The following is a 21,795-nucleotide window of genomic DNA, read 5'->3' as shown; positions in this document are numbered from 1 at the left end:
AACGGGATCATGTCGACGGAAACAGAAATAGCCAACCTGCCGGGAAAACTGCCCGCATTCGAACCGGGCTGGGTCTGGCTCGCTGGCGCGGGGCCGGGGGATCCGGGCCTGCTGACGCTCCATGCCCTGAACGGCCTCCGGCAGGCCGATGTAATTGTCTATGATGCGCTCGTGGATGAGCGCATCCTGTCCTGGGCAAGGCCCGAAGCCCGCCTGGAATATGCCGGCAAGCGCGGCGGTAAACCGAGCCCGAAGCAGCGCGACATCACGCTGAAGCTGATTGACTATGCGAAAACGGGACAGCGGGTGCTACGCCTGAAGGGCGGCGATCCCTTTGTCTTTGGCCGCGGCGGCGAGGAAGCGCTCGGGCTCGTCGGCGCCGGTATTTCCTTCCGGATCATTCCCGGCATCACGGCCGGCATCGGCGGTCTGGCCTATGCGGGCATTCCGGCGACCCACCGCGACACCAATCAGGCGGTGACCTTCCTGACCGGTCACGACCAGACCGGACTGACGCCGGATGCGATCAACTGGGAAGGCATCGCCGCGGGCTCTCCGGTGATCGTCATGTACATGGCAATGAAACACCTGGAAACCATAGCCGGCAAACTGATAACCGGTGGACGGTCTGTGGATGAGCCTGTGGGCATTGTGTGCAATGCGTCTTTAGCCGGGCAACAGGTTCTGGAGACGACGCTGGGTCGCTGTGCCGCGGATGCGGCCGCCGCAAACCTGGAGCCTCCGGCGGTCGTCTGTGTCGGCGAGGTGGTGCGCCTGCGGGCCGGTCTCGACTGGATGGGCGCGCTCACAGGCCGTCTGCTGGATGCCGACCCGCTCGGGCTGTCGAAGGCCCGGTCGTCCGACGCCGGATAATGGCGGGGACTCATACCAAAGGCCTCCTGATCGCCGCACCCCAGTCGGGGGCGGGCAAGACGACCGTGACGCTCGCCCTGCTTCGGGCATTAAAGAACGCCGGCCGGGAAATCGTCTCCGCCAAGTCGGGGCCGGATTATATCGATCCGAAATTCCATGAGGCGGCGAGCGGCCGGACCTGCATCAATCTCGATGCCTGGGCGATGACGCCGGAAACGGTCCGCGCGCTCGGGAGCTCTCACGCGGAAGCTGCCGATCTCCTGATCGTGGAAGGCGCCATGGGTCTCTTCGATGGGGCGGCGACCGGCAAGGGATCGGCGGCGGATCTCGCAACCTGCCTCGGCGTGCCGGTCGTCCTGGTGGTCGACTGCAGCAAGCAGGCCCAGTCGGTTGCGGCCCTCGTCAACGGCTTTCGGACCTACCGGGAGGATATGGCGGTTGCAGGCGTGATCCTCAACAAGGTGGGCAGTGCGCGCCACGAAAAGATGCTGCGCGATGCCTTGGTACCGCTCCCGGTATCCGTCCTCGGGGCGTTGCCGAGGATGGATGATCTGGTTCTGCCGGAGCGCCATCTGGGGCTTGTGCAGGCGGAAGAACACGCCGATCTCGACACCTTTCTGGAACAGGCAGCGGCTCTGTGCGCGCAGCTGATCGATCTGGACGCGCTGGCCGGTCTGGCCACTCCGCTCGCGCCGCCTCGCGCACCTGCCGCGGTCCTGCCGCCCCTTGGCCAGCGGATCGCGGTTGCCCGCGACGTCGCCTTCGCCTTTTCCTATTCTCATATCCTGGACGGTTGGCGGCGGGCAGGAGCAGACCTGAGCTTCTTTTCACCGCTTGCCGACGAACAGCCGGACCCGGCTGCCGACGCCATTTTCCTGCCCGGCGGTTACCCGGAACTCCATGCCGGACCCCTTGCCGCGGCCGGCACGTTCCGCAAGGCCATGCGGGAGGCTGCGGCACGCGGCACCCTGATCTACGGCGAGTGCGGCGGCTACATGGCCCTGGGCGAGGGGCTGGTCGACGCGCAAGGCGTGGCCCACCAGATGCTGGGTCTCCTGCCGCTCGAGACGAGCTTTGCGGACAGAAAGCGCCACCTCGGCTACCGGGTGCTTTCCCCCCGTTCGGCCCTGCCATGGCCGTGCGAACTTGCGGCCCATGAATTTCACTACGCGACGACCCTGCGCGAAGGAGCTGCGGAGCGGCTGTTTGCGGCCGCCGACGCGGTGGGCGCCGCCGTTGCCGACATGGGGCTTCGCATCGGATCGGTCATGGGTTCTTTCGCCCACGTGATCGGTGTGCGCTGATTGGCAATCGCATACCCTGCCAGCACCAGAGACAAGACGGTTTACTTGTCCGGCTTGTTTCGGGATGATCCGTCAGGGGGATCAGACCTGAAACATGAACGATGACGCTGACCTGGAAGAGCCGCCGGCGATCGCCGCGCTTCATCATCTGACGGGACCTTCGCGCGGGCGGACGTCCTGGCTCAGTCTCGGCCAGCATGACGTGATCCTGAAGCCGACCGGCGAGATCCGGATCGTCGGCGAGCCGGACGGCGGGCCGGCGCCGGCCTGCCGGGCCCGTTTCCGGCGGACAGGCGGCACCTATCTTGTCGAGCCATGCGGCGGCGGGACTATCTGGGTCAACCGCGCGCCGGCACAGGAAAAGCAGCTGTCCCATCGCGACATGATCGAATTCGGCGAGGACGGTCCGCTGTCGCGGTTCGAAATCATCGATGAAACGCATCCCCTTCATCGCCCGATCCCGGATATCTTCAAGGATGCCCTGGCCTATTTCCGTGTCAGCCGGCGGCCGTTTTTTCGACGCACCCTGACGGCCCTGTCGCAACTCGCCAGTGAGCTGGCCATGCGGACCACCGTGCTCTTCCGCATCACGATCGTTGTCGCCGTCCTGGCGATCGCCGCGATCGCCTGGCAGCAGAGCCGTCTGATCCGCGATCTGGAAGAAACCGTGGCGGCCGGCCAGCAGCGCCTCGACGCGGTCGCAGCCGCTCTGGCGGTGGCCCGCGAGGAGGCGCTCGGGCCGGAGGATCTTTCCCTGTTGCGCCAGGATGTCGGCCGCCAGTTTACCGCGCAGGTCAAGCGGCTGGAGGAGCTGGAACAGCGCTGGCAGGCCGGCGCGCATATCGTTGCCCGATCCTCGTCCTCCGTGGTGTTTTTGCAATGCGCCTTCGGTCTGCGCGATCAGGCCTCGGGACGCATGTTGCGCAAGGTCGTCAATGAGGAGGGGAAGGCGCTGGTCGGGCCGACGGGCAATCCGCTGTTGTCGCTGGAGGGCAAGGGGCCGGTCGCGGAGCGTCAGATCGTCGGAACCGGATTTTTCATTTCCGGATCCGGTCTGATTGCGACCAATCGGCATGTCGTCTTTCCCTGGGAACATGACGCAGCCGCCAAGGCCGCGGCGATCGTGGGGCTTGAGCCGGTCATGCTGAAATTCATCGCCTATATCCCCGGCGTACCGGATCCGGTGGAGGTCGCGCTGGAAGCTGCAAGCGACGACGCGGATATTGCTCTGATGACGGTAAAGGGCGAAGCGCCTGCCGTTCCCGGGCTGGAAATCGCCGAAGCCCCGCCGGCGGTCGGCGAGGATGTGATCGCCATGGGCTACCCCGCCGGCCTGCGCTCCATGCTTGCCCAGTCGGGAGTGGCGTTCATCAAGTCCCTGCAGGAAACCGAGGAGATCGGCTTCTGGCAGATATCCGCCCAGTTGGCGAAAGCAGGCTATATCAAGCCGCTGGCCAGCCGCGGCATTGTTGCCCAGATGACCCCGTCCGCCCTGGTCTTCGACGCGGAAACGACCCATGGCGGTAGCGGCGGCCCCGTCCTCGACAGCCACGGCCGGGTCATCGCCATCCAGTCGGCGATATTACCCGAATACGGCGGTTCCAATCTGGCGGTTCCCGCATCGGAACTGCAGAAGCTGCTTCAAGGCAAACCGGTGAATTGACCCCTGTGGCTTAAACGGCTTCCAGAATGCAGAGCTGGCAGAAGATACCCTCGTTGCCGTGATAGGGGCTGTGCCTGATCTCGCGGATCCTGATCAACCCCTTTGCCGCGAGGTCGTCGATATAGGTCCTGAAACCATCCGCCTCCCAGGCGGTGTCTCTGACCGTGAGGACAATCGGTGCGCCGGGCTTTGCGACACGAACCAGTTCATCGAGACCGGTCGGGCCCACATGGCCGTTGGTGTAGACACCGGCGCTGACGATGCCGTCGTAGGAATTGTCGGAAAAATCGAGCTTTCCCATCAGGTCGCCGACGATGAGTTCGCGGTAGGCATGTGTCTCCGCTGCTTCGTCGAGCATGCCTTGGGTCAGGTCGATCCCGTCGATCCGCAGACTGACGTTGCGCTTCTTCAGCTCGACCGCGACCAGCCCGGTCCCGCAGCCGGCATCCAGAATTTCCGCGCCGTCGGACACAAGGGCGGCAAGCGCCTCTGCGGTAATGATATGGCCGACATACCCGATCGTGTCGATCATGTCGGTGTCATAGGTGTCTGCCCAGTCGTCGTAGAACTCTATGATTTTATTCTTGTTACCGCCAAGCGAAATGGCGCGCAGCAGAAGCGGGTTTTCCGGTGACACAATAAAACGTCCGTTGGATTTGTTTTCTGAAACCTAGTCGGACTATGCTGTCGATTGCAAATTCGTGAGCGATGGAAAATTCGGCCGGCTTTTTATTCAAGTAATTTGACAGCAGGAAGATAGAGCGAATGCAATTATCGGGCTTTCTTGGGCATCTCCTTTCTTGTTTCTTTTTCTGGGGGATGCTCTCAATGCCCGCGAGCGCTCTGTCGGATGGTCAAAAAACCGGGACTTCAATAACACACTCACTTAACTGGCAGGTATTCCGCAGCGAGAAGGCGGGAAAAACAGGATCGATTTCCTTCTATTCGGAGGGGAGGGGCAGAATATTTGAAAAATATTCCGATAAGACTGAGCTTCTCAAGTCACCCGCCGGTCTGAGTTTATATTGTGTCGCGTCAAATCATGATTTGTCAGTGTCGATCATGCCTCCTGCCGAGGCGATACTGAACACGCAACAGGACCATACCGCGACCTATAAGCTGGACGATGACATTTTCCGGGAACTCCCGCTCACTTCGCCCGCCACGGTACGTGCCTATCTGTCCGAAGATTTTAATGTTCCGGAAGATATGCCGTTGCCCTTCAAGGTGATGTTCCCGAATATTACCAGGGCCCTGGCTTTCAATCTCATGAACAGCAAAAAGCTGATCGTTCGCATGAAGACGATGACCGGCGATATTCTGGAAATGGAATTTCCCACGGCGGGGCTGAAGCCGTTGGCAAAGGAAAGCCGCCGGCTCTGCTGGTGGTAGCGAAATCGTTTCTCGGCCGGGTGGTCAGCCTTTCGCCTTCCTCTTCGGCCGCAGCACATGCACGTGATCGGCGTCGTAAAGGGCGGAATCGCGGAAGTCCTGAGCGGGCTTCAAGGCGTGGCCGACGAAGATCAGCGCGGTGCGGGTGATCTTCGCCTTGCGCACCTCGTCCGCGATGGTCGAAAGCGTGCCGTGGATGAAGGCCTGATCCGGCCAGCCGACGCGATAGGCGACGATCACCGGGCAGTCGGGCCCGTAAAGCGGCGCCAGCTTGCGCTCGATTTCGCGCAGGTTGCGGATCGAAAGGTGAATGGCAAGGGTCGCGCCGCTCCGGCCGAGGGTTTCCAGATCCTCGTTGTTAGGCATGGCGGAGGATTTCATCGTGGTGCGGGTGACGATGATCGTCTGGGCCACTTCCGGAATGGTGAGCTCGGTCTTGAGCGCGGCGGCGGCGGCTGCAAAGGCCGGCACGCCCGGGATAACCTCATAAGGGATGCCGAGCGCATCCAGCCGGCGCATCTGCTCCGCGGTCGCGCCGTAGATCGACGGATCGCCGGAATGAACGCGGGCGACGTCGACCCCATTGCCATGGGCAACTTCGATCTCGGCAATGATGTCGTCGAGCGTCATCGGGGCGGTGTCGATTACGCGCGCGTCGCTCGGCGCCGCGGCGACGATTTCCTCCGGCACCAGCGAGCCCGCATAAAGACAGACCGGGCAGGACTGGATCAGCTTCAACCCGCGCACGGTGATCAGGTCCGGATCGCCGGGTCCTGCGCCGATGAAATAGACCGTCATGCCGTTTCTCCTGTTTTTTCTTGTGCGTTTTCTTTGGGCGCATCGATCCGCTTGGCGTAACCGCGCGGCGTATAGACGAAGGGTCTGCCGTCACCGCGCAGGACCGCCCGGCTGTTGGAGGACCCGACCAGCACCGTGGTCAGCATGTCGACCTCATCCACCGTCAGCGCGCCGAGGGTGGTGACCCTGAGCGTTTCCTCCGGGCGTCCGAGATTGACACCGAGCACCACCGGCGTGTCGGCGGGCCGGTGCGTCAGCAGGATCTCGCGTGCGGTGGCAAGCTGCGACCGGCGCCGTTTGGAAACCGGATTGTAGAAGGCGACCACGAAGTCTCCCTCGGCGGCCGCCTTGAGCCGCTTTTCGATCGCCTCCCAGGGGGTGAGCAGATCGGAAAGGGAAATGGCGCAGAAATCATGCCCCAGCGGCGCACCGATGCGGGCAGAGGCTGCCTGTAGCGCGGAAATCCCCGGTGCGTTGACGAGGCTGACGCGTTTTGCGGCATCGGAGACACCGCCGTTGTCCGTATCCCTGTCGAGCAGTTCGTAGACCAGCGCGCCCATGGCGTAGATGCCGGCATCGCCTGAGGACACCAGCGCAACGTTGCGACCTTCGCCGGCTCGTTCCAGCGCAAAACGCACCCGGTCTTCCTCCTTGCCGAGGGGGAAGTCGTGGCGGGTCTTGCCTTTGATGTGGGGCGCGACGATGTCGAGGTAGAGCGAGTAGCCGACGACCTCGTCTGCTTGCGCCAGAAGACGTGTTGCCTCAGGCGTGCGCCATGCATCCTGGCCCGGCCCGATGCCGATGACGGAAAGATGTCCGCGCGCGCGGCCGACCTGATCCGGGTCGACCGGCTGCAACGCCCTGGCAATGGCGACGGTCGCGTTGGCGGTCTTCTGTTTCTCAACTACCAGCGCGCCGTCGGTCCCGGCCCCGGCAAGGGCGGCGCCTTCGGAGACGCCGTGACAGCCGACTTCTTCGAAGACGACATCGGAAGGGTTTTTCAGCCGGGGCGTTTCCCGTTCCAGCTGCGCTGCGGCAAAGACCCGGAACGGCACGTCCAGATGCTCTGCAAGCGCGGCCATGGCCGGCTCGTCCGCCTTGAGATCGAGACTGGTTACACAGGCAACGCTGCCCGGCGCAATGTTCGCCTGTCGAAGCGCGGTGTCGACAAGGCCGATCAGTTCCTGCGCGTCGCAGCCCCTTGCACAGCCGACGCCGACCACGTGGGTCTGCGGATGGAAAACCAGCCGTGTCGGCGAACCCGGATCCGGTTTCTCGGTCACGGCAAGAGTGATCGCCGCCTCGTTGCTTGTCGAAAGCGCGGCCTGGTCCAGCCAGTCGGCCTTGCCTTCGATGCGTACCGCGGCTTCGGAAAGCAGTTCGGCCATTACCGGCTTGGCATCTTGCGGGTTGGCGAGGCGCCAGCCCTTCGGCGGGGCGTCCAGCGCGATGCCGAGCGCGGTGTCGCCGGCGGTCGTCACGGCAGCATGGCCGTCGAGTAGCTTCGCGACCCGGCGCGCGAGATCGTTGGCGCCGTGGTGGCCGCCGAGAAGCGGCACGACGCTCTTACCGTCTTCTGACACCGCCAGCACCGGCGGCTCGGCACGCTTGTCGGACAAAAGCGGTGCGAGCGCGCGGATCAGGATGCCGCTGGCGCAGACGCCAACAATGGGATGCCCTGCGGAAAACAGCATGCGGATATGAGCGATGGTTTCGCTGAACAGCGTATCCGCTTCGCTGATCCGGCCGGCAAGCCCGTGGATCGCGGAGCCGGGAAGACCTGTCTCGATGCGCTTTGCGGCTTCAAGACCGGCGGAGTTCAGGACGAGAACGATGGGGGAAGCGTCCACGCTTCGTCTCCCTTGTAAATGAGGATCATGGAAAAATAAGGCGCCTTGTCGCCGGTGAAGTCGGCAAGGGGCAGCACCTTCTGTTCGTCGAGGCTGGCACGCTCCACATAACCCGCCTGTGCAGTCAGGCCGAGGTCATCGAGCAGGGCCCGCAGGCGACCGACATGCCGGCCGACCTTCATGATGGCGATCGACTGGGCGCTGTCGATCCGGGCACGGATGTCGTCGTCGGGCAGGGTGCCCGGGATGACGGTGAGCACGTCGGTCCGGCTGGTCAGCGGACGCCTGAGCGCCGCCGCGCAGGCGGTCAGAGAGGTGACGCCCGGCACGATCACGGTCGGGTAGCGCTCCGACAGCCGTTCGAACACATACATGTAGGAGCCGTAGAAGAACGGGTCGCCCTCGCACAGGGTGATGACATCGGTGCCGGTCTCGAGCACGTCGGCGATGTCCTCCGCCGCCCGGTCGTAGATTTCCTTCGCCGGAAACCGGCTTTCCCGCATCGGGATGACCACAGGGATTTCCCGGACACCGTCCGGAAAATAGCCTGCGGCAATGGCGCGGGCGAAACTCGTGCCGGTGTCGGGTGCCGGATAGGAAATCACCTTCGCCGTCGAGATCAGCCGGTGAGCCTTCAGCGTCAGAAGCTCCGGATCGCCGGGGCCGAGCCCGACCCCGTAGAGAGTTCCTGCCATGGTGTTATTGAGCTCCCTTGATCAGGTGCCATTGGGTGACCGGCATCAGCGGTCGCCAGCCGGTCAGCCCGCCGACGGCACCGGCCCGTTCCAAGGAAATCCGGGTGAGACCGCCGCCGAGACGCCGATGGGCATCGAGCAGCACGGCTTCACCCTCCAGCGTCACCGCGTTGGCGACCAGTCGTCCGCCATCTTTAAGCGCGTCGTGACAGGCATCGACAATGCCGTCCGCCGTCAGCCCGCCGCCGATGAAGATCGCATCCGGCGCGGGTAAACCACTCAGGCCGTCAGGTGCCGTCGCGTCGCGGATCTCGAGACCCGGAACGCCGAGGGCGAGTGCGTTCTCGGAAGCCATTCCGCGTCGATCCGCATTCGGCTCCAGGCCGATGGCCTTAGCGCCCCGGGCAGCGCGCATCCACTCAATCGCGATAGAGCCGCAGCCGAGGCCGATGTCCCAGAGCAGCGCGCCGGAATAGGGCATGAGGTGGGCAAGCGTGATCGAACGGACCTCGCGCTTGGTCATCTTGCCGTCATGCACGAAGGCGTCGTCGGCAAGGCCCGGAACGCGGGGCCGGAAGGCAGTGCCCGGATCGGCGACGATCTCGAGCGCCAGCGTGTTGAAATCGGCAACTGTCTCGCACCAGTCGTCCGCGCTGCCGGAGACGATGCGTTCCTTTTCGCCGCCCATATGTTCCAGCACGGTCATGCGCGACCGGCCGTAGCCGAGGCTTGCGAGACTATCCGCGACGGTTTTCGGCGTTTCGCCGTTGCTTGTCAGGGCAATGATTTTCGCGCCCGGATAGAGGAACCCGTTCAGGGTTTCGACCGGCCGGCCGTGCAGAGAAATCGCCTCTACATCCTGCAGCGCCCAGCCGATGCGGGCGGCCGCAAGCTGGAACGCCGACGGCGCGGGCACGACACGAATCTCTTCCGCGGCAAACTTTCGGGCAAGCGTCGAGCCGATACCGTACCACTGCGGATCGCCGGTGGCGAGCACGGCGACGGGGCGCCCGCGCAAATCGTTCAGCTCGTTATAGACAGCCGAAAACGGGCTCGGCCATGCCTTTTGTTTGCCGGCTAAATCATCGACCAGCTCGAAATGTCGCGCGCTGCCGTAGACGACCTCCGCCTCCGCGAGAAGCCGCCGGGCAGCCTCGGGAAGAAAGCCGTCCTCGCCGATGCCGATCAGTGTGAGCCAGCGCGTCGTCATGTGTCTTTCCGCCGGTAGGGTCGCCGCGGCTTCGGCGGGTCCAGTTCGCGGGGCGTGCGTTCGTTGACGGCGCCGTGAGAAAGCATGCCGCGAGAGCGGGCGGGCTTGCTGGCGTTCTTGTCATCCGGGTCCGGGTTGCCGCCATGGGACAGAAACCCGTAGGAGCGCAGCTGCGGCTTCCTGGTGGAGGACTTCAGCCCGGGCTTTTTGTTGTCGTCAGGCACCGGCGGTCTCCTCCGGCAGACCGGCGGCAAGCGCATTGACGGCGGCCGCCGCCATGGCCGAGCCGCCACGCCGGCCGTTCAGCGCGATATAGGGGAGAGAGAACGGGTTTTCGGCGAGCGCCTGCTTGGATTCCGCCGCACCGACGAAACCGACCGGAAAACCGAGGACGATGGCCGGTTTCGGCCCGCCGGCGGCAATAGTCTCCAACAGGTGAAACAGCGCGGTCGGCGCGTTGCCGATGGCGACGACAGCGCCTTCGAGCCGGTCCCGCCACAGCTCCACCGCCGCCGCCGATCGTGTCGTGCCGAGGTCTTTGGCAAGGCTCGGAACGCGCGCGTCGTTCAGGGTGCACAGCACGTCGTTCTTCGCCGGCAGTCGCGAGCGGATGATGCCATGGGCGACCATTTCCACGTCGGTGAATAGGGGTGCGCCCTTCACCAGCGCTTCGCGGCCCGCCTGGACGGCACCGTCTGAAAACATAAGGTCCGTCACGATATCCGTCATGCCGCAGGCATGGATCAGTCGGATCGCAACCGGTTCCATGGCCGCGGGCAGCCGGTCGAGAGCCGCCTCCGCGCGCACGGTCGAAAACGACTGCCGGTAGATCGCCGAAGGGTCGTGCTCATAAGTATAGAGCGGACCGGAAGGGACCGTTTCGCTCACCCTTTACGTTCCATCGACTTCGGCCCGAGCGGATGGTCCGCATGCGGGTAGGGATGATGATGGTGGTCATGCCCGTGTTCATGGGAATGCCCATGGTGATGATCGTGCCCATGGTGATGATCATGCCCATGCGCGTGATCATGATGATGGTGATGGCCGTGGTCATCATGATGGTGATGATGGGCGGCGGCGCGAACCTTTTCCTCGCAGGCGCCGGTACAGAATTCCTCGCACAGCTGGCATTCCGCTTCCGCGCCCAGGCCTTCCACGTGATGGTGATGGCTTTCCTGCGCCAGGCCGATCTCCGCCTCGAAGCCGAGCACCTGTTCGCGGTACTTGCACATCTGGCAGTTCATCACGTTGGCGCCCTGCAGGATTTCCTGCACACGGTCGGCCATGGTGTCGATCACCTGCGGGTGGTCGTTCAGATAGCCGGCCTTGATGAATTCGATCTCAGGATGTTTGGCCGCGACCTCGTCCGTCGTGGAATAGATCCGCTGCACCAGAACGCCTGTGAACAGGAAATACGGGACGACGACGATGCGCTTGTAGCCGAGCTTCGCGGCATGTTCGAGGCCCGGACCGGTCAGCGGGAAGGTCACGCCGGAATAGGAGGTTTCCGCCCAGCCGAAGCCCATGCCTTCCCATAAGAGCCGGGTGATCTTGGTGACGTTGGAATTGGCATCCGGATCGGAGGCGCCGCGGCCGACCACCATCAACAGCGTGTCGTGCATCGCCACGTCGCCGCCGGCGGCTTCCAGCGCCTCGCGGATACGGTCGCCGGCGGCGCGCACCATGCGCGTATCGACAGCAAGTTCGCGTCCGTAGGTAATCTTCATCTCCGGATGCTGCGCCTGATAGGTGTTGAGCACGGAGGGAATGTCGTTCTTGGCGTGGCCGGCGGCAAAGAGCATGCCCGGCACGGCGAGCACATGGGTGCAGCCTTCGGCGCGCAGGCGGTCGAGACCGTCCTTGATCACCGGATTGGCGAATTCAAGATAGCCGTATTCCACCGGCCAGTCGGGAAAGCGCTCTCTCAGCGCCTCGGCCAGCTTTGCGAACTGCCCGACGGCGCCCTTGTTGCGGCTGCCATGGCCGCAGATCATCAGTCCGAGTTTTTCGGTCATTGTGCGGCCTCGGCCTCGGTCTCACCTGCGGTCTCCGCTTCCGCATCCGGCTTTTCCGCCGTGTCTTTTTTCTTGCGATCCTTGAGGGCGACGATCCCTGCGACAAGGGCCGCCCCGGCAATGGCCGCGACACCCGCCCAGTGGGAATGACCGGCAAGTTCGCCGAGATGACCGCCATGGGCATGGGCAATCGAGGGCAGCAGCGGCAGGATCGTTGCGGATAAGGCTCCGGCAATCTTCAACATTGGAAAGTCTCCCTCGTCTTTGTCGCAACGGCGTTGGAGCCGTGATTTTTCTGGCGTCCGGCGAGGGGGGAGAAAGCGGGCGCCAAATACACAATATTCCGATCCGACGGACCGGGCAGGGTATCAACGTCGACAGCTCCGGACTGGGTCCCCGAAATGGGTCAACCGTCACCGGAATCGCTTTCAGTCCCTCCAGGGGACGCCGTCCAGTGGCGGCCAAGCTAGAGGAGCGCGGTTTGCGGATCAAGCGTCAATCCGACAGGAAAAAGTATGAGAGCGTCCTGTCAGCCGAAGGTCCACAGGGTGCATTGCGCCAAAAGACCGCGGCACCATGGGGCTTGCGCTGCGAAGGCGGGGCGGATGGAATGGGACAACCGATTTGAATGCCAGAGGAAACGCTCATGTCCACCGTCAAGCTTGTCTCGGATGAAGAAGCGTCCGGTCTCGTCGCAGAAGTCTTCGCCGATATCCGGGCGACCCGGAAAACCGACTTCATCAACAATTTCTGGCGAGCTCTTGCCGTGGACGGGCCTCTGCTGAAGGCGACCTGGGAAGAGGTCAAGGGCGTCATGGCCACTCCCGGGGAGCTGGACCCCCTGACCCAGGAGATGATCTATATCGCGGTTTCTGTCGCCAATGCCTGTTCCTATTGCGTGCACTCGCATACGGCGAGCGCCCGGGCCAAGGGCATGACCGACGCCCAGTACGCAGAGCTTATGAAAATCGTATCGCTGGCCGCCAAGACCAACCATCTGGTCACTGCCATGCAGGTGCCCGTGGACCCGGTCTTCGATCTGGTGGCGTCAAAAGATTGACAACCTTTCATTGTCTGTCAGGAATTTTGGTAATCTAGTAGTGTGCCGAGCCGTGTTAGCGGTTTCGCACCCGTAGATCGTGAAAAGGAACGCGCATGCTGAACCACCTGGTTTTTACTGTGATTGCACAGGACCGTCCGGGCCTTGTCGAGCGTCTGGCGGATGCCATCGCGCAGGCGGGTGGAAACTGGGTGGAGAGCTCGATGGCACGCCTGGGCGGCGAGTTCGCCGGGATTGTCAGCGTCGAGATCCAGGACGACGCAATCGACAACCTGCATGCCCATTTCGACAGCCTGCTGACCGACGGGATCGCCATTACCCTGCGCTCGGATGTGCACAGCAACGAGCAGCCTGCCGGCAAGGCCGCCCATCTCGACCTGGTCTCACAGGATCACCCCGGCATCCTGCGCAAGATCACCCATGTGCTGACGCGGTATGGCGTCAGCATCGAACATCTGGAAACGGCCGTCGTCGCCGGCTCCATGTCGGGCGAGCGCCTGTTCAAGGCCACCGCCGACCTGCGCCTTCCCGACGGCATGGAGCCGACGGAGCTGAGCGAAGCGCTTCAGGCCACCGCCGCCGACATGATGGCGGATCTCAATCTGGCGGAATAAAGCCTCGCCGACGCTGAGCAAGCTCTAGATTCATGACTTTCTTTCGGCGTCATCCCGGCCGCAGCGAAGCGGAGAGCCGGGACCGGGGAGCCGGGGTGTCTTAGGGGACAGTCCGAACCTGACAGGAAACGCACAGGCTCGCCGGTCCCGGATAAAGCCTGTCGGCTTTTCCGGGATGACGATGGAGAGGGCGGATTTTGTCAGCAGTCCGAACCGCTCAGCCGGTCTTCACCGTCAGCGGACGGCCGGCGAAGGACTGGCCGCCATAAGCCTTGACGTAGCCTTTTTCGACCAGGAATTCCGCGTAGTGGAAGTCGTGGATGGTGTCGATATCGACCACCTTGACGTCGTCGGGCACGCGGAAGCCGCGGGAGCCCGGGCCAATCAGGTAGGCGTTCAGATCATTGATGTGATCGGCGTTGACGATCATCGCCCAGGCAGTGAACTCGAAGCATGCCGGATAGTCCTGGCGCCGGTAATACCGGTTCGGATCGTAGTCCACATAAGACGCGATCTCGCCATTGTCCGACAGGTTGGCGCACAGGAAGGGATGGGTGTCAGGCGTCTTGAAGCCGACGACGCTGCTGCAGTCCTCGGCCGCATTGTAAAAGGCGATGATGTCCGAAAGCTGTTTGGCCGTGCGGAACGGATAGGTCGGGTAGAGCACCAGAACCGCGTCCACCGCCTCGCCCATTGTCCTGAGCGCCTCGATGAAATCGGCGATGACCGCCTGCATGGTCGAAACATGGCAGGCGAGCGTGTCCGGCCGAAAGTAAGTCTGCGCGCCGAAGGAGGCGCCGATATTCAGATACTGCTGGCTGTCGCTGTTCAGATAGGTCGCCGCAATATCCGGGCAGTCGAGGGCCGGCAGGATGCTGTGCGCGACAAGGGGGATGCCGTTCAGCATCTGAATGTTCTTGTCCGGCAGACCCTGGCTTCCCGACCGGGCCGGGATCATCGCGACGATATTCTTCTTCATCACAGGCTCAGCACTTCGTCCAGTTTTCCGGCATCCAGCATCGACCGGACCTCAACAAACTGATCGTCCGGCATGTCGCTGTAGTTCAGGGGGCGGCCGTCGCTGTTGGCGATCAACTTGCTCGCGTCATTCAGCTCCAGCACGTATTTGCGGTAGTTCTCGTCGGCCACCGGCTGCTTCGTCTTCGCATCGAAGGTCAGGCCGAACACCTCACCGAGCGAGGCCATCACCTTCGGTGCCTGGAACATTTCCGTGCCCGGATAGGCGGTGGCGGTGAAGAGCGCCTTGTTGATCGAGGCGAGCGCCTTTGTGTGCTCTGCCGATCCCGGCGTCAGGCCCCTGGAAATTTCCTCCTCCTGCCAGCGGATAAAGGCGATGCTGGTCTGGAGATCGGGAAGGGTCTCGCCCGGGTAGCCCATGATCCAGGTGCAGTTGCCGTGAATTCCGGACGCATAGGTGTTGCGGATGCCTTCCACCATGGTCAGCGGGAATTCGTAGCCGTTGATTTTGGTAATGCCGTTGGAGAGCATGAAGCCGCCCTTGCCCATGGCGTCGAGCGTGCGGGCGGAGGCGGATTCCGCGCCGAAGCCGATATAGACGCAGCCGGCGCGCGCCATTTCGTCGACCCGGCGCACGTCCGCCTTCTTGTAGCCGCCGTTGCGGTCGGGACGAAGGTCGGCGGCCTCGTCCAGCCGGCCGTGGGTGCCCCACTGCAGCTTGCCGTCGCGGGCATAGGGTTCCAGGATATCGGCAAGCTCGGTGATCCGTTTCGGGCTCACCATGAAATTGTCGTCCAGCAGGGCGATGAACTCCACGCCGTAGCAGTCCCTGTAGTGCAGGAACTCGTCGGCGATGTTCTGCGCGCTGCGCACACCGTAGTTGCGCTCGCCCTGGCCGCCGCGGAAGCAGAACTTGCAGGCAAACGGGCAGCCGCGGCTGGAAATGGTCGAGATGCTGCGCGGCATGTCGAAGCTGGTCGCTGAGCTGTTCTTGGCCGACCCGCCCCACACCGGCGTGTTCAGATAGATCTCCATCACCGGCAAGCCGTCGACGTCTTCCTTGAGAAGGTCGTAGGCCGGCCACGGCAGGGCATCGAGATCCGCCGTCCGGTAGCCCTGATAGAAGAACCGCGGGCGGCCGTTCTTCGTATCGTGGAAATAGGGCGCCAGACGGCCGGATTTTTCGGCGCGGTCGAACCCGAGATCGCGGATGGTCTTGGCGTCGAGCGCCATCTTCAGGATGACGTCGTCGCCCTCGCTGTGGGACACGGCGTCGAGTTCGGGGATCCAGTCGAAGAGGGTGGTGCGGAACTGGGTCGCAAGGCCGCCGCCGCTGGCCAGCATGGCGTCCGGATCCAGGTCCCGGATGATCTTGGCCACTTCCGTCTGCCACGTCAGCGTGGTGATCAGGCCGGACATGCCGATCACATGCTGCGGGCCGATCTTGTCCAGGGTGCGCGCAAGCAGCGCACGCGCCTCGGCGAAGGTCAACGAGCGGCCGAACTCCAGTCCGCGCCGGGCGGCTTCTTCATCCTGGATGCGGTAGATGTTGAGATCGACGATATTGGGCTCTGCGCCGTATTCGCGCAGGCGGCCTGCCAGCAGCGCGGGCCCCACCGGCGGATTGTTCGGCCGGGCCTGCTCGCGAATGGGCATGTTGATAAAGAGCACCTTCACGCCTTTCAGCGCGTTGGGCCCGAGCGTTTCCGGAAAGCTTGTTGGAGCGACAAAATTCATCACTGCCTCGCCGAGATGTTCCAGGCGAACAGGTGGTCCGGACATCTCCGGCCGAATGCGGCAACCCTATCTGCTTTCAATCTCTGTTCACCGCCGAACGTTTCGTATGATCGGGTCATTCCAACTCATACCGGGACAGTCATTAACCAATCGATAATATCTTGCAGATTGCGAGCGGCGGTAGGTGTCAACGGAAAAACCGGGAAATGATCCACGGCTAATCGCATCTTTTCCGGGGCAGCGCCCCGGTGCTCCGCATCACGCCTTGTAAAGATTGCCGTAGCAGGCGGAAAACACACCTTGCCGGACGTCCCCCGATCTCCTTTCATGGGACCCAAAAGGCCACAGGGGAGGAGACCGCCATGCCGGAGTTCAAGACACTACGTATCGACCAGGACCCGGGCGAGCCGCGCATTGCGCGGCTGCTTCTGAACAGGCCGGAGCGGCTCAATGCCATCACCGACGACACGCCGCGTGAAATCCGCGCCGCCGTCGAATGGGCGCAGGAGAATGACGACGTTCACGTCATTGTCGTGGAAGGCGCGGGCAAGGGATTTTGCGGCGGCTACGACCTCGTCGCCTACGCGGAGAATGACGCCGAACATCCGTGCCAGCAGGAAAGCCAGCCCTGGGACCCGATGGTCGACTACGCCTGCATGAAGCGCAACACGGAAGACTTCATGAGCCTGTGGCGCTGTACCAAGCCGACGATCGCCAAGGTTCACGGGGCCGCGGTCGCCGGCGGCAGCGATATTGCGCTTTGCTGCGACCTGCTGGTCATGGCCGAAGATGCCCGGATCGGCTACATGCCGACACGGGTGTGGGGCTGTCCGACCACGGCGATGTGGACCTACCGCCTCGGCCCGGCGCGCGCCAAGCAACTGATGTTCACCGGCGACGTGATCACCGGCACGACCGCCGGCGAGTGGGGGCTGGCCAATGTGGTCGTCCCCGCCTCCGATCTCGACGCCGCGGCGCAGAAGCTCGCCGCGCGCATTGCCGGCGTACCGCGCGGACATCTGGCCATGCACAAGCTGGTGGTAAACCAGGTGATGCTGACCATGGGTCTGGAACAGTCCCAGACCATGGCGACCGTCTTTGACGGCATCACCCGTCACAATCCGGAAGGTCTCTGGTTCCGCCGCTACGCCCAGACGGAGGGATTCAAACCGGCGGTCGAGTGGCGCGACAGCGGGCGCCCGATCCCCGAAGGTGACGAGGCGCGCGCGCTCATCCGCGAGATGGAAGGCAAGGGAAAAGGCCCGGACTGAAGCCGGGTCCCCGGCTTCCGGTCTTACCGGCTGGCGGCGTAATAGGACACCCGGCGCTCCAGGTAGGCGAGGATCTCCGACACGGTGAAGGCGAGGGCGAACAGCACCAGGAGCACCGCCCAGAAATGAGCCATCAGGAAGTTGTTGGCGTATAGCTCGAACAGGGCGCCGAAGCCGACGATGGAAATCAGGAGCTGGCCGATGATCACGCCCTTCACGGCGCGGATCACGCCGATCCGGACGCCTGCCAGGATTTCAGGAAGCGCGGCCCAGAAATAGATCTTGTAGAAGGCGACCAGCGGCGTAGCGCCATAGCATCTTGCCATCTCGACCAGCGAGCGGTTGATCTGCATGACGCCGGCGCGCGCATTCAGGATGATGATCCAGATCGCAAACAGCGTCGTGGTGATGATGATCGACTTCATGCCGAAGCCGAACAGCACCATCAGGACCGGCACCAGGGCGGTCAGCGGCGCGCTCAGGAACATGTTGACCCAGGGCAGCAGCAATTCATCCAGAAGCCGGTTCTTGCCCATGAGGATGCCGACCGGAATGCCGATCAGGATAGACGCAAGCACCCCCATGCTGAAGGCGTAGGCCGTTTCGCTGAGCGCCTTCAGGAAAGGCTTGGTGCCGATCACCGATATCAGGGTGGAGAAGACGTCCGACAGGGGCGGGATGAAGAAGGTCAGGCCCGACCGGCCGACGATCTCCCAAAGGATCCCCCACAGGATCAGCGACGACATGGCAGGCAGCCTGTAACCGAACACCGTCATCGCGTCCCCCTAGTCCACGTAGCTGCGCAGGGAGGCCCAGATCCGGTCGACGATATCCAGATACTCCGGATCCCGGCGGATGGCATCGGCGCCCTTCTGGCGGAAGCCGCCGGGACGGATGATCTCCGACACCCGGCTCGGGCGCGGCAGCAGGATGGCGATCTGGTCCGACACATAGACCGCTTCCTCGATCGAATGAGTGACGAAGATGAAGGTCTTGCTCTCGTTCTCGACGAGGCGCAGCAGGTCCTCCTGGAACTTTCGCCGGGTCTGCTCGTCGACGGCCGAAAACGGTTCGTCCATCAAGAGGACGTCGGCGTCCACCGAGAGCGCGCGGGCCAGTCCGACACGCTGGCGCATGCCGCCGGAAAGTTCATGCGGATAGGCCTTCTCGAAGCCGGAAAGGCCGACTTCCCTGATGTATTTCTCGGCAATCGCCTCGCGCTCGGATTTGGCGACGCCGCGCAGTTCGAGGCCGAAGGCCACATTGCGGATCACGCTGGCCCAGGGCATCAGGGCAAAATCCTGGAACACGAAGGCCCGGTCCGGTCCCGGCCCCTTGACCGGCTTGCCGTTGACCTCGATTTCGCCGGAGGTCGGCTCCAGAAGCCCGGCAATGATCTTCAAAAGCGTCGTCTTCCCGCAACCTGACGGGCCGAGCAGGGACGTCAGCTGTCCGCGCGGAAACTCCAGGGACAGGTTCCTGAGCGCTTCCACCGTGCCGTAGGTCTTGGAAACGCCGCGCGCGACCACGGCATTGTCCACGGGGCTTTCTCCGGCCTGGCCGGCGACTTCCTTAATCTGAGGCATAACCACGGACATTTCCTTCAAACAGGTAGACTTCGACGCGCTCAAGCAGATTCAGGAACAGAATTGCGAGCAGGATGATGGAGAAGATTGCGGCGTACATGCTGGGATAGTCCGCAATCGAACGGCTGTAGGTGATGATGTCGCCCACTCCTGTCGGCGTGATTTTCAATTCCGCCAGGATCGCTCCGATGAAACCGGCCGAGATGCCGAGGCGAAGACCCGAAAAGATCACCGGCGAGGCCGACGGGATGATGATCTTGAGAATGATGTCGGACTTGGAGCCCAGGAACGACCGGCCCATTTCCTTCAGCGAAACCGGCGTGTTGCGAACGGCGCCGGCCGTGTTCAGCACGATGACCGGCATGGCCATGATGCAGACCACGAACACCTTCGACGTCAGTCCGATGCCGTAGGCCATGACCAGCAGCGGGATCAGCGCCGCCAGGGGCGCGGCCTGCATGACGATGAAGATCGGCGAGAACAGCCAGTCGAACGCCCGGCTCAGCCCGATCCACAGCCCGAGGCCGATGCCGATGAAGGCGGAGATGGACACGCCGACCACGAGCGGTTTCAGCGTCTCCACATAGGCCGTGTAAAGCGTGCCGTCGAAAGCCATGCGGCCAAGAGCGGCCATGGATTCAAGGAAGGTCGGAAAGGCATAGCTGACCGGTATCCGCCCGGCAATTTCCCAGGCACCGAAGACGACCACGGCGGACAGGATTTTCAGATAGAGCGAGCGGCTCAGCATCGGTCTTCATTCCATTCAGAAAGCGGAAATGAAGGCGGCTGCGGGAGGGCAAGTGGTCCCGCAGCCGCCGCAAAGACTTACTGGGTGGCCTTGTCCAGAGGCGCCAGATACCAGAAGTCTTCTATGTTGAGGCTGGCCGGATCGCCGTCGAGCTGGTTGGCGGCCGTGTACCACTCCATGTCCGCCTTGGCAGCCTTGCGTCCGTCGCCGTTGGGATCGTAGAGACCGCCTTCAACGGCATCCGTGTAGAAGCCGTCGAGACCGTCGAGGATCTCTTTCGGCAACTGGCCGATCGGGCCTTCAGGATCGGTCTCGCGGCTGATGATCGTCGGGTCCTTGGCCATGTCCTGCCAGACGCTGACCAGAGCGTTGACGAAAATGTCGACGTCCTTCTCGTTGGCCTTGATCCAGTCGAGATTGGCAAACAGCGCCTCGTCGCTCGCATCGACCTCGAACATCGGCAGCACGTTGAACTTGTCGCCGGCCTGCTTCATCAGCTTGTTCTTGTTGGCGAGGTCGACGATGGTGGCGTCGGTTTGTCCGGCCATCAGGGCGACGATGCGGTTGGACGAACCGGGCACATAGGAACGCTGGCCGAACTTGATGCCGAGCTTCTCCTCGATCACGTTGGCGATTGAGTCCGTGCCGCCGCCGCGCGAATGCAGCATGATCGGCTCACCGTCCAGATCTTCCAGCTTGCTGTATTTCTTGGACGTAACCGGGAAAAACTTCAGCTTGGACAGCTGGAAAACGATGCGGATCGGCGCCTTGGAACGCTGCATGGCGGCGTAGGGTGTGCCGAAGCCGATATCCATCTGGCCGCTGAGGACGGCCTGGATGGCCAGTTCCTCGTCGGAAAAGGCCGTCCATTCATAGTCGAGGCCGGCCGCCCTGGCGCGGTCGAGCGCCACGAAGAAAGCAGCCAGTTCATCCGAGGGCGTTTCCGCCAGGGCGATCTTGATCTTGCCGGCTTCCGCGCCGGTCCCCATGACGCCCAGGGCAAACGGGATCGCTATCAGCACACCGCTGATCTTCCGAAGTAGCTTATTCATTTTTTCCTCCCAACTCACGGACCCCTGGTCCGTTTACTCGCGAAAGGCCGCGGCTTTTTGCTCTGTTGGCCTTTCCGATGGTCCTCTGGTGTCACACCTCCCCGAACAGTCGAGCCGACACAGAGCCGATGTGCTGCCGCATCGCGTCGTAGGCCGCTTTGGAATCGCGCGCCTCGATGGCAGCGAAAATGCATTCGTGTTCCGCAAAACTGGAATGGCTCTCGGGCGGCCGTTCGGTCTCGCGAACGACGTTGCTCATGGCAACCGCCCGATGCACCTTGTTCAGCTGCTCGAACAGCGAAATCAGCAGGATATTGTCCGACGCCTCGGCCACGGCGCGGTGAAACAGTTCGTCCTGGGTTTCGTATTCCTTCCAGGTCTGCGCCTGTTTCGCCCGGTCCTTGGCGAGCCGGATCCGGTTGACCGCTTCCCGTGACGCATTGATCGCGGCTTCGCCGGCAATCGCCGGTTCGATGCACAGGCGCGCCCGCATCATGCGAACCGGTGAGATCTGCTGGGCCAGCCCGAGGAGCGCGCTCGGGTCGAACCCGTCGTTGTCGCCGGCGACGAAAGTCCCCTTGCCGACGTGGCGCCAGATCAGGCCTTCCCGTTCCAGGGCATCCAGCGCCTTGCGCAGGGTCGAGCGGCTCATGGCCAGCCGGCCGATCAGGTCCCGCTCCGGCGGCAACCGGTCGCCGGGCTGGTAGGCGCTGGCGCTGATGAACTCGCGCAAGGCCGCGATCGCTTCTTCCCGTTCGGATGTTTCCAGCCTGGTGAGCACGGGTATTCCTCTCTATTGGTCAACCAATACTAGGCATATGAGTCGATTAATTGCAAATCAATTGGGATTTTGGCGGTATTTCGCATGTTCAATAAAATTGGTTGCGATTGGTTCAAAATTGTTTAGGGTCATGGCGAAAGACAGTGTCGCGAGAATAACAAAGGGGGA

General features: G+C 63.0%; 23 protein-coding genes. 7 read left to right on the top strand and 16 right to left on the bottom strand.

Features of this window, described 5'->3' with window-relative positions; genetic code table 11:
• Nucleotides 1-9 precede the first annotated feature (9 nt).
• The 3 genes from cobA (at nucleotide 10) to HK439_RS21990 (ending at nucleotide 3,840) form a co-directional block, all read left to right on the top strand.
• Complete coding sequence (cobA, locus tag HK439_RS22000; RefSeq protein WP_190293635.1) at nucleotides 10-873, top strand: uroporphyrinogen-III C-methyltransferase; 864 nt, start codon at nucleotides 10-12, stop codon at nucleotides 871-873.
• Nucleotides 873-2,177, top strand: coding sequence for a cobyrinate a,c-diamide synthase (locus HK439_RS21995; RefSeq protein ID WP_190293634.1), 1,305 nt, complete (start codon nucleotides 873-875; stop codon nucleotides 2,175-2,177). The genes cobA and HK439_RS21995 overlap by 1 nt, the downstream gene beginning before the upstream one ends.
• Nucleotides 2,178-2,271: 94 nt before the next feature.
• Nucleotides 2,272-3,840: a S1 family peptidase gene (locus HK439_RS21990; protein WP_190293633.1), complete on the top strand. Its 1,569-nt coding sequence runs from the start codon at nucleotides 2,272-2,274 to the stop codon at nucleotides 3,838-3,840.
• 10 nt (nucleotides 3,841-3,850) lie between these two features.
• Here the strand turns inward: HK439_RS21990 and HK439_RS21985 are convergent, their stop codons facing one another.
• Nucleotides 3,851-4,477 carry a class I SAM-dependent DNA methyltransferase gene (locus HK439_RS21985; protein ID WP_190293632.1) on the bottom strand — a complete coding sequence of 209 codons (627 nt, stop codon included), beginning with the start codon at nucleotides 4,475-4,477 and terminating at the stop codon, nucleotides 3,851-3,853.
• A gap of 128 nt (nucleotides 4,478-4,605) precedes the next feature.
• On the opposite strand from HK439_RS21985, the gene HK439_RS21980 reads away from it, so the two are divergent.
• Nucleotides 4,606-5,232 carry a hypothetical protein gene (locus HK439_RS21980; protein ID WP_190293631.1) on the top strand — a complete coding sequence of 209 codons (627 nt, stop codon included), beginning with the start codon at nucleotides 4,606-4,608 and terminating at the stop codon, nucleotides 5,230-5,232.
• A gap of 24 nt (nucleotides 5,233-5,256) precedes the next feature.
• On the opposite strand, the gene cobM is transcribed toward HK439_RS21980, so the two are convergent.
• From cobM to HK439_RS21940, 8 genes are read right to left on the bottom strand one after another with little or no spacing between them, the layout of a single operon-like run.
• On the bottom strand, nucleotides 5,257-6,030 hold the full coding sequence (gene cobM, locus HK439_RS21975) for a precorrin-4 C(11)-methyltransferase (RefSeq protein ID WP_190293630.1): 774 nt from the start codon (nucleotides 6,028-6,030) through the stop codon (nucleotides 5,257-5,259).
• Nucleotides 6,027-7,880, bottom strand: a complete 1,854-nt coding sequence (cobJ, locus tag HK439_RS21970; protein ID WP_190293629.1) for a precorrin-3B C(17)-methyltransferase — start codon at nucleotides 7,878-7,880, stop codon at nucleotides 6,027-6,029. The genes cobM and cobJ overlap by 4 nt, the downstream gene beginning before the upstream one ends.
• The gene (cobI, locus tag HK439_RS21965) at nucleotides 7,850-8,575 is read right to left on the bottom strand and encodes a precorrin-2 C(20)-methyltransferase (RefSeq protein WP_190293628.1); all 726 of its coding nucleotides are present in this window, start codon (nucleotides 8,573-8,575) and stop codon (nucleotides 7,850-7,852) included. The genes cobJ and cobI overlap by 31 nt, the downstream gene beginning before the upstream one ends.
• Before the next feature lie 4 nt (nucleotides 8,576-8,579).
• Nucleotides 8,580-9,785, bottom strand: a complete 1,206-nt coding sequence (gene cbiE, locus HK439_RS21960; RefSeq protein WP_190293627.1) for a precorrin-6y C5,15-methyltransferase (decarboxylating) subunit CbiE — start codon at nucleotides 9,783-9,785, stop codon at nucleotides 8,580-8,582.
• Complete coding sequence (locus HK439_RS21955) at nucleotides 9,782-10,009, bottom strand: hypothetical protein (protein ID WP_190293626.1); 228 nt, start codon at nucleotides 10,007-10,009, stop codon at nucleotides 9,782-9,784. Before HK439_RS21955 ends, cbiE begins: the two co-directional genes overlap by 4 nt.
• A complete protein-coding gene (locus HK439_RS21950) occupies nucleotides 10,002-10,673 on the bottom strand; it encodes a precorrin-8X methylmutase (RefSeq protein WP_190293625.1) in 672 nt (223 codons plus the stop codon). The genes HK439_RS21955 and HK439_RS21950 overlap by 8 nt, the downstream gene beginning before the upstream one ends.
• Entirely contained in the window at nucleotides 10,670-11,800 is a 1,131-nt protein-coding gene (locus HK439_RS21945; protein WP_190293624.1) for a sirohydrochlorin chelatase, read from the bottom strand. The genes HK439_RS21950 and HK439_RS21945 overlap by 4 nt, the downstream gene beginning before the upstream one ends.
• On the bottom strand, nucleotides 11,797-12,045 hold the full coding sequence (locus tag HK439_RS21940) for a DUF6732 family protein (protein ID WP_190293623.1): 249 nt from the start codon (nucleotides 12,043-12,045) through the stop codon (nucleotides 11,797-11,799). The genes HK439_RS21945 and HK439_RS21940 overlap by 4 nt, the downstream gene beginning before the upstream one ends.
• A gap of 401 nt (nucleotides 12,046-12,446) precedes the next feature.
• Between HK439_RS21940 and HK439_RS21935 the strand changes: the two genes are divergently transcribed.
• Together HK439_RS21935 and HK439_RS21930 are read left to right on the top strand one after the other, a co-directional pair.
• On the top strand, nucleotides 12,447-12,860 hold the full coding sequence (locus HK439_RS21935) for a carboxymuconolactone decarboxylase family protein (protein WP_190293622.1): 414 nt from the start codon (nucleotides 12,447-12,449) through the stop codon (nucleotides 12,858-12,860).
• Nucleotides 12,861-12,955: 95 nt separating this feature from the next.
• Entirely contained in the window at nucleotides 12,956-13,474 is a 519-nt protein-coding gene (locus tag HK439_RS21930) for a glycine cleavage system protein R (RefSeq protein ID WP_190293621.1), read from the top strand.
• A gap of 217 nt (nucleotides 13,475-13,691) precedes the next feature.
• On the opposite strand, the gene HK439_RS21925 is transcribed toward HK439_RS21930, so the two are convergent.
• A complete protein-coding gene (locus HK439_RS21925) occupies nucleotides 13,692-14,453 on the bottom strand; it encodes a cytidylyltransferase domain-containing protein (protein ID WP_190293620.1) in 762 nt (253 codons plus the stop codon).
• Nucleotides 14,453-16,189: a B12-binding domain-containing radical SAM protein gene (locus tag HK439_RS21920; protein ID WP_190293619.1), complete on the bottom strand. Its 1,737-nt coding sequence runs from the start codon at nucleotides 16,187-16,189 to the stop codon at nucleotides 14,453-14,455. The genes HK439_RS21925 and HK439_RS21920 overlap by 1 nt, the downstream gene beginning before the upstream one ends.
• A gap of 362 nt (nucleotides 16,190-16,551) precedes the next feature.
• Here HK439_RS21920 and HK439_RS21915 point away from each other — a divergent pair, with 362 nt between their 5' ends.
• Nucleotides 16,552-17,460: a crotonase/enoyl-CoA hydratase family protein gene (locus HK439_RS21915; RefSeq protein ID WP_190293618.1), complete on the top strand. Its 909-nt coding sequence runs from the start codon at nucleotides 16,552-16,554 to the stop codon at nucleotides 17,458-17,460.
• 23 nt (nucleotides 17,461-17,483) lie between these two features.
• On the opposite strand, the gene HK439_RS21910 is transcribed toward HK439_RS21915, so the two are convergent.
• The 5 genes from HK439_RS21910 to HK439_RS21890 form a co-directional block, all read right to left on the bottom strand.
• Complete coding sequence (locus HK439_RS21910; protein ID WP_190293617.1) at nucleotides 17,484-18,236, bottom strand: ABC transporter permease; 753 nt, start codon at nucleotides 18,234-18,236, stop codon at nucleotides 17,484-17,486.
• A gap of 9 nt (nucleotides 18,237-18,245) precedes the next feature.
• Nucleotides 18,246-19,046: an ABC transporter ATP-binding protein gene (locus HK439_RS21905; RefSeq protein ID WP_190293616.1), complete on the bottom strand. Its 801-nt coding sequence runs from the start codon at nucleotides 19,044-19,046 to the stop codon at nucleotides 18,246-18,248.
• Entirely contained in the window at nucleotides 19,033-19,794 is a 762-nt protein-coding gene (locus tag HK439_RS21900; RefSeq protein WP_190293615.1) for an ABC transporter permease, read from the bottom strand. The genes HK439_RS21905 and HK439_RS21900 overlap by 14 nt, the downstream gene beginning before the upstream one ends.
• A gap of 77 nt (nucleotides 19,795-19,871) precedes the next feature.
• Nucleotides 19,872-20,846 (bottom strand): ABC transporter substrate-binding protein, encoded by a 975-nt coding sequence (locus tag HK439_RS21895; protein WP_209011990.1) that lies wholly within the window; start codon nucleotides 20,844-20,846, stop codon nucleotides 19,872-19,874.
• 91 nt (nucleotides 20,847-20,937) lie between these two features.
• Entirely contained in the window at nucleotides 20,938-21,627 is a 690-nt protein-coding gene (locus HK439_RS21890) for a FadR/GntR family transcriptional regulator (protein ID WP_190293614.1), read from the bottom strand.
• Between the last annotated feature and the right edge of the window lie 168 nt (nucleotides 21,628-21,795).

It is taken from the genome of Roseibium aggregatum, assembly GCF_014692675.1.
In the GTDB taxonomy this organism is placed as follows: domain Bacteria; phylum Pseudomonadota; class Alphaproteobacteria; order Rhizobiales; family Stappiaceae; genus Roseibium; species Roseibium aggregatum_C.
This window is presented reverse-complemented; position numbering and strand designations above follow the sequence as displayed.